The organism is Psychrobacter sp. JB385 (assembly GCF_900163785.1).
Lineage (GTDB): Bacteria > Pseudomonadota > Gammaproteobacteria > Pseudomonadales > Moraxellaceae > Psychrobacter.
In genome coordinates, this window is record NZ_FUKN01000012.1 from 212,434 (window position 1) to 223,532 (window position 11,099).

The window sequence follows — 11,099 nt, forward strand, 5'->3', positions numbered from 1 at the left end:
TATGGATAATATTAAACGTTTTAAAAAAGTCAAAGAAGAATTTGAAAACCTAGAGTATGAAGACAAGTTAAAGCTTGATAAATTGTCTAGACAGTTAGTAATGCTTATTGAAAATATATTACCAGAGAAACCGAAATATGCGGCTGAGTTTCAGCTTCTAAAATTTAGAATTAATTCAGCTTTTATGAATGAGAATGATCAACGTATAAGATGGGCTTTAGATAAGCAAAAGACAATTAATTTAATAGATGTTATTGTCGAAGAGCTTGAACATTTTCCAAAAAAAGCTGAGGTCAAGGAACTTGATCAAATACATAAAATAGCTAACTCCTTTAAAGTTTTCATCGTTCACGGTCATGATGACGGTGCTAAAAACGAAGTAGCAAGGTTTGTTGAAAAACTTGGACTTGAAGCGGTTATTCTTCACGAGCAAGTGAATTCAGGTGACACCATTATAGAGAAGCTAGAAAAACATATGGATGTTGGTTTTGCGATTGTGCTTTATACCTCATGTGATATTGGTGGAGTGAAAACTGAACCAGACAAGCTAAAACCAAGAGCAAGACAAAATGTTGTTTTTGAGCATGGACTTTTAATTGGAAAAATTGGTCGTGCCAATGTTATTGCCCTTGTAAAAGAAGAAGTTGAAATTCCAAATGATGTATCAGGCGTAGTGTATGAAACTATGGACAGTAAAGGTGCTTGGAAATTTCAACTTGCAAGAGAAATAAAAGCATCGGGCTATGATATTGATATGAACAAGGTTTATTAAAAATGAATATCCCCCACGGTATCTATCGCCACTATAAAGGCAGTCTTTATCAAGTGCTGCATACGGCGCAGCACTCAGAAACCGAAGAGTCGCTTGTGGTATACCGTTGTCTTTACGGTGAGTATGGCGTTTGGGTAAGACCGCTTGCGATGTTTACAGAAACAGTTACAATTGATGGTCAAAAAGTACCACGCTTCGAGCTGATTCAAGCGTTGGCTGATTAGCATTGGTGCAATCTAAAATCGTTATGCTAATGGCTATGCGTGACTGGGATAAATTTTTCATCGCCTCTATGACAATAGCAAGCAAGGAAAAGACATACCAGTCACAGAGTATGGATTCTAAAATACGTGTGCCATGATTTTGGGTGATGTATCAATCATTGAACAAATAAAAAAAGCGACTTTTGGAGTCGCTTTTTTCTTAAGAAGCCATTGGTCAGTTTAAAGAGCCATTAGCTATTTAAAAAATCAATCAATACTTCATTAAATTCTTCGGCGTGGGTCACATTGATGCCATGCGGGCCACCTTCTACCACATACAATTGACTATCCGCAATCATATCATGCGAGCGTTGTCCACTGGCTTCTAGCGGTACAACTTGATCGGCATTGCCATGTATGACTAATGTCGGTACATCGAACGCTTTTAAATCTTCGCGAAAATCTGTATAGGCAAAGGATTTCACACAATCATAAGTGGCTTTAGGTGAAGCAAATGCCGCAATATCGCGATTATACAAACGCATAGGTTTACTGACCAACAGCTTGCCGTCTTTTGGCGTAAAGAAATTCTTCGTAAAGTCATTTAAGAAGGCAATTCGATCCTCACGCACACCGTCCAAAAACGCTTGAATGTCTGCATCTTCAAGACCGCCATCAGGATTGTCATCGGCTTTGTACAAATATGGGGGAACGGCAGAGGCGAGCACTGCCTTACTGATACGCTCTGAGCCATATTTGCCGAGGTAGCGCGCCACTTCACCGCCGCCCATCGAGAATCCAACAAGGGTGGCATCGTTAAGATCAAGCGTCTCCATTAGTGCTTTTAAATCTTGGGCCAGAGTGTCGTAGTCGTAGCCTTCCCAAGGCTTAGACGACTGACCAAAGCCGCGTCTGTCATAGGTGATGACTTGATAGCCAGCTTCAACCAATGCAGGAAGCTGTGCTTCCCAAGCACGTCCACTCAGTGGCCAGCCATGAATCAATACAATAGGCTTACCACTGCCTTGAACTTCGTAATACAAATCAATAGGGTCATCATTCTGGGTTGCAACCGTTACGTAGGGCATTGTCTTATCCTTTTGAAATTATTATATTTTTACTACTCATAAGTGATACTTACTCGTGTCTTTTTATTGGCTTAGTACTTATCTGACTAATGTTTGTTTAATCCATTGCTGTTCAGATTGGTATCGATTTTTAGTATAAAACCAGCCAAAGCTCATTGCTATGATAAGTCGTAAAGTTATAGTAGTAATTATGAAGTGGTTGTGTAAAACCCTAGTGACTATTGTAGAAATTCTTTTAATTTTTTAAAAAATTGAATAGGCTCATCGATAGGCACCGCGTGACCTGAATGCGGTAGAATAATATCGGTAGCGTTGGGTAACATCTTTGTGATTTGCTGCTGATAATGGGGATCGTATAACGCTGACTTGCCACCGATAAGACTAACGACTGGAATAGTCACATCTTTTGTGACAGAGCGAAAATCGTAAGGTATCGCCAAATACGCTTGTAGACAGCGCATCTTATGTTGCCAAGTCGTGTGATTATAAAACGCAAGCTTGTGATCGTTTTGATGAGTCAATACTTGCACAAGTGCTTTTGAGCGCGAACGACTTACTGATAATAGTGAAAACAAGCGTTCAACATCCGTCACTCGGCGCTTGAGTGCAAAGGGCAGGTGCGTAAAGTGCTCAACTTGTGCGTAGGGTAATGTCATATCAACAATATCTTGTAAGATACCAAACACTTCTTCTTGCCGAGCACCAAATAACCCGCCATGCCAATCTGATTGGTTGTGAATCACAGGGCTTTGATCGATGTTTAGATAACGGCTGACGCGAGAGACACCAAAATAAGTAAAGTAAGACCACATGACTAGTGCACCCATAGAAATGGCTGCGATGGGGAGCGACGCTACTTGGCGAGTCAGACAAATGTGTTCAATCACAAGGTTTGTATCCTCAGCGTATTGGCGTATGAAGTCAAACTGAGTGAGTTTGCTCTTCTTTGCCGCGCCAAACCCTCGAAAATGCGGTAAGTAAAATTGATACTGTCCCGTTAACGGTAAAATAAATGGCAAAAACTCACGTGCATCCATCCCATAAGCATGTAGCATCAGGACAGGTTTGCCACTGCCAATGACAGAAACTGGCAGTACCGCGCCATCAGCTGTTTTTATATAGATTGTCTGTAATTGATATGACAAGGAAAGGGACAGAAGAATTTTTTTCATACAAGGACATCACTTTGGGTTATGAGGCCATCTGTTGATATATTGAGACACATCACTACAAAATGGACTTTACCGCGAATAAAAGACTACTATATTGAAACAACATCTGACCATAGCACAAAACTTGGCCAATGGTAAAAGCGCTAACACTGGGAGCGGATAACTGGTGAAATCAATAGGAACATAAGTATATGAGCAAATTGACGTTATCGTTACTTGATAGTAGCCTCTATCCGCAAATCTGGCAGCAGCAAACCTTTAGCAGTCCGCAAGATTTTTTGATAGCGATGCTGACAGGGCGTATCACACCAGATGCGCAGACATTTACCAAGCAGCTGCTTGCAAACGACGTTTATATAGAGTGGGTCAATACCACAGTGTTTGGACGTTACTTGCACAGGCAATTTACGGCGTACTCTCAGCAAACAGAAGACAGCTTCAATACCGATATGCCTGCATTGTTTCGGCAAGAGCTGACGCGGCACGCACAGTATTTACCACAAGAGCAGACACTCTTTTTTGCAGGGGATTTGCCAAAAAGCGTGCGACAAACCAAGCTCCTTACCACCACAGTCAATCCCGCCACCGTCATAGCCAATGCAAAAAAAATGATAGAAACGAAGACTACAAACGGCTCAAAGATGATTGTTAATGAGATAAAAATCACGGGTAAGCAAGTATTAGGATTTCCCATACGTCACAACAAACGCACCAGCGATAGCTTGCGAAATGAAGTCCTGATTTTAGATTTTCAGGATTTACGATTGGTCAATGAGAGAATCATCGAGGATGTAAAAAAAAGCAACATAGCGTCTATGTTGATAGAAACTATGTTGCTTCGATCTTACGAATTACGTTGATAGGCTTTATCGTGAGATAAAGGTTTACTAGCCTTGCTTGGCAATCGTCAAACCATTATAGGTTTGTGCCACTGGCATCACTTCCAAACGATTGACATTGATATGCGCAGGCGACTCAATCAACCACAGTAATATATCGCCGATATCTTCACCGGTCATGGTTTTAAAGCCATCATATACTTTAGCCGCTTTATCATCATCACCGTGATAGCGCACATTTGAAAACTCAGTACCTGCGACTACGCCTGGTTCAAGGTTGGTCACACGCACCTGCGTACCGATAAGATCAGCGCGCAAGTTTAAGCTGAACTGTTTGACAAAGGCTTTGGTTGCGCCATACACATTGCCACCAAAGTATGGCCAGTTGCCCGCAATCGAGCCGACATTGATGATATAGCCGCTGTCACGATCCACCATCGCTGGCAAGACAGCATGAGTCAATGCCATTAGACCTTTAACATTGGTATCGGTCATGCGCATCCAGTCATCGAGATTGGCTTTGTGCGCAGGCTCTGTACCGAGTGCCAATCCTGCATTGTTGACCAAGACATCGATTGGTTTGAAGTCATCAGGCAAGTCAGCAATGATTTGCGGGATAGATGCCGTATCACTCACATCCATCACCACAGGTAAAAAGTTCTCACCCAAAGTTTCTGCCAAGGCGTTGAGCTTATCGATACGTCTGGCGCAACCGATCACGCGATGACCTTTTGCGACCAAACGCTCAGCCAGTGCTTTACCAAAACCTGCGCTTGCGCCTGTGATCAATACGTTCATTGTCTGTCCTTATTATTGATACTGTGTGCTTTTTTATAATCTTGATGATGGCTTATCTGAGTATTATTTATCGATTTGACAGTTGTTTACCAAAGATTTTATCACCCGCATCACCCAGACCTGGAATGATATAACCGTGCTCATCTAAATGACTGTCTAGTGCAGCGGTATAAATGGTCACGTCAGGATGTGCTTCATTGACCAAACGTACGCCTTCAGGTGCCGCAACCAAAACCAACGCTTTAATATTCGTACAGCCGTTTTTCTTTAGCATCTCGATGGTGGCAACCATTGATCCACCCGTGGCAAGCATTGGATCAATGATAAGCGCAGGACGTTTGTCCATGTGACTCACGAATTTTTCAAAGAAAGGGACTGGTTGCAAGGTTTCTTCATCGCGCTGTAGACCAACTACAGAAATTTTGGCAGTAGGGATCAAGTCGAGCACGCCATCAAGCATGCCAATACCTGCGCGCAAAATCGGTACGATCGTCGCCGTCTTACCGATGATTTGCTCCCCCGTGATTTCGCCACACCAGCCTTGCATTGGGAAAGTCTCAATCTCAAAATCACGACTCGCTTCATAAGCCATCAAGCGTGCAAGCTCTTTAGTCAATGTACGAAATTTATAAGTACTACAGTCTTTTTCGCGCATGAGGCTGAGTTTATGACGGACTAGTGGATGATCAATTACCGTAATGTTTAAATCGTTATTTAAGTCACTCATAAGAACTCTCTTGGTTTTGTCTGATGCTTGCGCAGTCACTGCGGTTGCTATTAGTAGAAAGGATACAAACACTTACCGCACTTTAACGCTAGACAATGCGGCCACATATTAAAATGAAAGCCACAATAGCCAAACTGGCTCAGCGTTGTTTTACCAGCGCCTATAACCATTATGAAAGCCAGCTGTGTCTCACTCACTATACTTGAGCACATGAAGCCATTCTAAGTACGGCAATGTTTAGGCCTGCTATGATACCAAAAAAACCACTTTTCTGATGAAGAATATCATGACTACACAACCTGCCAATGCTCAAAACCTTAATAATCCAAATGCTGAGCATGCAACATTATCCGAAACAAAAGCTGCTGAAGTAGAGACGCATCCATTTGCTCCCGTGTTGCCATCACATGCGACCATTATGATGATGGGGACGTTCCCACCAACCGCTGACAAATGGGCAATGAGCTTTCATTATCCCAACTTTTATAATGATATGTGGCGGATATATGGCCGAGTATTTTTTGATGATGCTGACTACTTTAGAGTAGGGAATGAGAAGCGCTTTGACCCTGAGCGTATTCGTGCCTTTATGTTCGAGCGCGGCATCGCTTCTTGTCCCACGGTCAAACAAGCCATTCGAGAGACAGGCAATGCGTCTGATAAAAATCTAACAGTCGTCACGCCAGTTGATTTGGACAATATTTTGCCACAAGTACCTCATGTAAAGACTTTGTTTACCACAGGCGGCAAAGCTACAGAAGTTTTGATGAGTTTACTTGAGACACCACCAGCCAAATCAACATATCCTAAGACCAATCAAAGTATGGATTATCCTTACCAGTGGCAAAACGGTAACCAGATCGATATGGTTAATGACTTAACTTTATATAGATTACCATCAACCTCACGAGCTTATCCTTTGGCGCTAGACAAAAAAGTCGCTGCTTACAAGGCCTTCTTTGAGAAGATGGGTAAGTTGTAAGTTTAAGAAGTGATAAGTCAATCATGATAATTGCTTAGTAGTAGAATTCCAACAGAGTAACGCAGTCCGCTAAAATCAAATCTTTCAAATGAAAACACCAAACCCCGCTTATTTTTAATAAGTGGGGTTTTTTATGGCTTTTATGTCGCGTTAAAACTACAGATGGTTACATATTTTCTGGTATTGTTAACTTTTATTAAATATAGATTAAAATTTTTCTTAATTGACCGGATTTTATTTACCGTTCATCCGTAATATTGTATTTTTATTTACAAAATAAAGGTTGTTTTGATATATTTGAAATATTAAGTATACAAATATATTACATTAATTTTCGATTATTACAGATTTTTATTCTGATATTGAAAAATAAAGATCTACAGATGGCAATTAGCAAGTGGTTTTACTCAGTTTCAGCAGAACAATCCATCCGTTATTTATTTGGTACAACAAAATATAGCTCTCTTCTGTACGACAACATAATCAACTACCTTACCAGTAATGCTACATACATTTAGGACTCTCTTATGTTAAACCATGTTTACCGCGTTGTTTTTAATCGTTCTACAGGGTGTTATACAGCCGTTAGTGAAATCAGCAAGTCCGGTGGAAAGTCTAATAATAGATCAGGTCAAGTGGGTACTGTAGGCACAATACCAGCTGCGATACTAGGCAAGTCACTACGCCGGAGTGCTATAGGGGTTGCTATTGCTGGCGTACTGGGATTGACGGCAATGAGTAGCCAGGCAGAAGTGTGCATCACGCAGCCCAGTGGAACAAATGGCAGTAACGCTCCACAAAATACATCTATAGCTTGTGGGTATTTCAACACAGCGCAAAATGGAGCCAGCTCAGCAGTAGGTGTAGAAAATAGAGCCTTGAGTTTTGGTTCAACGGCAGTAGGTTACAGCAATGAAGCTGGAGCTACAGGTATTTATAGCTCAGCTGTCGGTACTAGAAACACTGCCTCTGGTGAAAGTAGCTCAGCGATAGGTGCTTATAATAACGCACTAGGCGGTTCCAGTTCGGCTATAGGGTCGCAAAACTCTATCACTGTATTAGGAGGCGGAGGTTCAGCAGTTGGTATTTTAAATAGAGTAACTACAGGTAATGGTACAGCTTTAGGTAATGGCAATAAAGTCAATGGTTACATTGGTACAGCAGTAGGTTATCAGAACGAAGTTTTTGAACCTGCTCATCGCAGCTCAGCACTGGGCTTTTTGAACAAAACTTCAGGTGCCTATAGCCTAGCCACAGGTAGTGAAAACTCAGCTGCTGGTGAACGCAGTTCAGCGGTAGGTAGTCTAAACGAAGCCTCAAAGCTGTATAGTTCAGCTGTGGGTTATAGCAATAAAGCAACTGGTGAAGCTAGCTCAGCAGTGGGTTATACAAATACTGCTTCAGGCGTTCGTAGCTCTGCTACGGGTTATAGCAATGAAGCAATTGGTGAATCTAGCTCGGCATTGGGTAATGACAACAAGGCATTAGGGAGTAGTAGTGCATCAATAGGTCGTGGCAACATTGCCTCAAATGTATCTAGCTCAGCGATAGGTAGTTATAACACTACTTCAGGCGATTATAGCTTAGCAGTGGGTCATGTTAACACAGCTTCAGGCAATAGTAGCTCAGCGATCGGCAGTCGTAATAGTGTTTCTGGTGCAGGGGCTACCGCGATAGGTAGTGGCAGTGATAATATTCAAGTGGCTACAGCAGATGCGACGGTCAATGAGGAGTTTAATACATCCACTTCTCCTATCCAAATAGGTGCTGATGGGCGCCGATTTAAAGATAACGGTAATGGCGGTCAGATTTTTGAGTTCTCAGCCTATGAGCGCTTAGGTAAAGGTGCCACCGCCGAAGGCATACGAGCGACAGCGTTAGGTAATACTTCAGTGGCAAGCGAACGTGATAGCCTCGCGATGGGTACAGGCTCAACGGCCAACATTCGTAACAGCGTTGCTTTAGGCGCACAAAGTCGCACTAGCGTTGAGGCAGGTGTGGCAGGTTATTCAGCTAACGGCAATGTTAGTCCTATTTGGCAGTCAACTCTTGGTGCTGTTAGTGTTGGTGATACCAGTAACGCTGACTCAAACAATTGGAAAACTCGTCAAATTACAGGCGTAGCAGCAGGTACGTCTGATACAGACGCAGTGAACATTGCGCAATTAAAAAGACTAGAAACGACGGGTGTTTCTCATTTTAGTAGCGTAGCAAATGCTTTGGGTGGGGGCGCACAATTTAATAGTACGGGCGTCTTTATAGCACCGTCTTATACTCTTGGCAGCAATACCTATAGAGACGTTGGCAGTGCTTTTGCAGCAGTAGATGGTCGCCTAACTAAATTAGAGAGCCAAGGTGTACAGGGTGATAGCGCTTATAAAGTGGCTGTAAACAACAGTTTTTCAGGTACAGAGACCGAATGGTTAACCAGTCTAAAAGGTGAGCAAGGAATCCAAGGCAAAGATGGTTTAAATGGTAAAGACGGTATCAATGGCTTGAACGGTAAAGATGGCGTACAAGGTCCAGCAGGTCAAAACGGTGTTGATGGCTTGAATGGCAAAGATGGTACTAACGGTTTAAATGGTAAAGACGGTATCAATGGCATTGACGGTAAAGATGGCGCACAAGGTCCAGCAGGTCAAAACGGCAAAGATGGCTTGAATGGTAAAGATGGTACCAATGGCATTGACGGTAAAGATGGCGCGCAAGGCCTAGCTGGACAAAACGGTATTGATGGTTTAAATGGCAAAGATGGCTTGAATGGTAAAGATGGCGCACAAGGTCCAGCAGGTCAAAACGGCAAAGATGGCTTGAATGGTAAAGATGGCGCCCAAGGCCCAGCGGGTCAAAACGGTAAAGATGGCTTGAATGGTAAAGATGGTGCCCAAGGTCCAGCTGGCCAAAACGGTATTGATGGTTTGAATGGCAAAGATGGTGCCAAAGGAGACAAAGGTGATTCAGGGATTAGCGAAGAAGCTCGAGTCGAACTAGAGAATAAGATTGAAGAAAGCCAAAAACATTTTGTTAGTGTCAATACTGTCGGTAATAAAAATGAAGGTAATTACGACAATTCAGGAGCGTCGGGTAAGGGTTCAATTGCCATTGGAGTCAGTGCAAAATCAACCGGAAAAGATAGCGTTTCAGTTGGTAGTGGTTCTACAGTCACTGGCAACAGCTCAATTAGTGTGGGCACAAAAAATACAGTATCTGGTAACATGTCAGGTGCAATTGGTGATCCAAGTATTATTGGAGGCGACAGTAGTTACTCTTTAGGTAATGATAATGTTATTGGGAACACTTCTAATAATGTCTCTGTTGTAGGAAGCAATGTAAAAGTAGGCGCAACAGGTGCAAGTATTGTAGATGGCGCTCCTGTCTTTACTGGAGTTAATGATGCATCGAACTCGGTCGCTGTTGGTGAGTCAGTTAATGTACAAGCAACAAATGCTGTCGCAATTGGTAGCAATAGCAGCGTGACGCATACTAACTCAGTAGCACTAGGTGCAGGCTCGCAGACAAATGCAGCTAATACTGTATCCGTAGGTAATGCCGAGACTCAGCGCCGTATTACTAATGTTGCTGCTGGTATCAATCCAAATGATGCAGTTAATGTCTCTCAACTCAACCAAAATCGTGCTGAAGCCTTTGGTTATACAGATAGAAGAATCAATGATCTTGAAGGAGAGACGCATTCAGCAGTTGCAGGTGCCCTTGCTTTTGGTGCATTGCGTTATCCTAATGTACCAGGAAAAGTTAGCGTCGGTCTGGGCGGCGGTACATGGGAAGGTGAGACAGGTTATGCATTGGGTGTAGGCTATACCACGTCTAACGGACAGTTTTCTATCAGTAGCGCATTTGGTGGTAGTGGTAGTCAGAACGGTGGTAACGTAGGTGTTAGTTATACTTTTAACTAATTTGCATGGTTACTAATTCAAAATAAGTGAGCCTACCTTCTCAAAGAGGGTAGGTTTTATTTTGTATATTAACAACCAATCCTTTCAACAGGTAGCTTAAAACCTTAAAATTCATAACTTATTGAAAAATATAAATAATTAAATTGCTATCTAGATAACTAATAAAAACCTTAAATCACTTCTTGACCCGTTTTCAAACCCGCGTATAATGCCACCCAGTCGAAAGGGAAGGTAGATTGAGTATTGGATTGATGGAGATCATTCAAACAAACTTAAAATAAACCCTTGACACCAAAAATAAAGCGTCTATAATACGCCCTCATCAAGACAGACTGGCAGTGACGGATGTGTGAATTACACATAACTAACGCAGTTAACCTGATGAAACAAATTATAAAAAAGCTTGACAATTCAAATCATTATGATAAGATAATCGGCTCGCTAGATAGCTTAACCGGCAACGGGATGAGTAGATAGCGAAAGTAATACCCTATATATCGATGACTGGACGACAGTGATTGAGACTATTTAAAAGCATAACTAAAGAACAACTTGTGTGGATTTTTGCTGAATCAGAATGCTAAAAAATAAAGTTGACTATCTT

Annotated in this window: 9 protein-coding genes; 5 read left to right on the top strand and 4 right to left on the bottom strand. The window is 42.1% G+C overall.

Features of this window, described 5'->3' with window-relative positions:
• Nucleotide 1: 1 nt before the first annotated feature.
• Both CZ794_RS07270 and CZ794_RS07275 read left to right on the top strand, forming a co-directional pair.
• Nucleotides 2-772 carry a TIR domain-containing protein gene (locus CZ794_RS07270; protein WP_087040966.1) on the top strand — a complete coding sequence of 257 codons (771 nt, stop codon included), beginning with the start codon at nt 2-4 and terminating at the stop codon, nt 770-772.
• Between the two features lie 2 nt (nt 773-774).
• On the top strand, nt 775-996 hold the full coding sequence (locus CZ794_RS07275; protein ID WP_087040967.1) for a DUF1653 domain-containing protein: 222 nt from the start codon (nt 775-777) through the stop codon (nt 994-996).
• Between the two features lie 230 nt (nt 997-1,226).
• On the opposite strand, the gene CZ794_RS07280 is transcribed toward CZ794_RS07275, so the two are convergent.
• On the bottom strand, nt 1,227-2,063 hold the full coding sequence (locus CZ794_RS07280) for an alpha/beta fold hydrolase (RefSeq protein ID WP_087040968.1): 837 nt from the start codon (nt 2,061-2,063) through the stop codon (nt 1,227-1,229).
• A gap of 218 nt (nt 2,064-2,281) precedes the next feature.
• On the bottom strand, nt 2,282-3,235 hold the full coding sequence (locus CZ794_RS07285; RefSeq protein ID WP_087040969.1) for an alpha/beta fold hydrolase: 954 nt from the start codon (nt 3,233-3,235) through the stop codon (nt 2,282-2,284).
• 191 nt (nt 3,236-3,426) lie between these two features.
• Here CZ794_RS07285 and CZ794_RS07290 point away from each other — a divergent pair, with 191 nt between their 5' ends.
• Nucleotides 3,427-4,095, top strand: a complete 669-nt coding sequence (locus CZ794_RS07290; protein WP_087040970.1) for a hypothetical protein — start codon at nt 3,427-3,429, stop codon at nt 4,093-4,095.
• Nucleotides 4,096-4,122: 27 nt separating this feature from the next.
• Here the strand turns inward: CZ794_RS07290 and CZ794_RS07295 are convergent, their stop codons facing one another.
• Both CZ794_RS07295 and upp read right to left on the bottom strand, forming a co-directional pair.
• Nucleotides 4,123-4,872: an SDR family NAD(P)-dependent oxidoreductase gene (locus CZ794_RS07295; protein ID WP_087040971.1), complete on the bottom strand. Its 750-nt coding sequence runs from the start codon at nt 4,870-4,872 to the stop codon at nt 4,123-4,125.
• A 67-nt stretch (nt 4,873-4,939) separates the two neighbouring features.
• Complete coding sequence (gene upp, locus CZ794_RS07300) at nt 4,940-5,599, bottom strand: uracil phosphoribosyltransferase (protein WP_058023728.1); 660 nt, start codon at nt 5,597-5,599, stop codon at nt 4,940-4,942.
• 286 nt (nt 5,600-5,885) lie between these two features.
• On the opposite strand from upp, the gene CZ794_RS07305 reads away from it, so the two are divergent.
• Both CZ794_RS07305 and CZ794_RS07310 read left to right on the top strand, forming a co-directional pair.
• Nucleotides 5,886-6,581: a DNA glycosylase gene (locus tag CZ794_RS07305; protein WP_087040972.1), complete on the top strand. Its 696-nt coding sequence runs from the start codon at nt 5,886-5,888 to the stop codon at nt 6,579-6,581.
• Between the two features lie 527 nt (nt 6,582-7,108).
• Nucleotides 7,109-10,495 carry an ESPR-type extended signal peptide-containing protein gene (locus CZ794_RS07310; protein WP_087040973.1) on the top strand — a complete coding sequence of 1,129 codons (3,387 nt, stop codon included), beginning with the start codon at nt 7,109-7,111 and terminating at the stop codon, nt 10,493-10,495.
• Nucleotides 10,496-11,099: the final 604 nt, after the last annotated feature.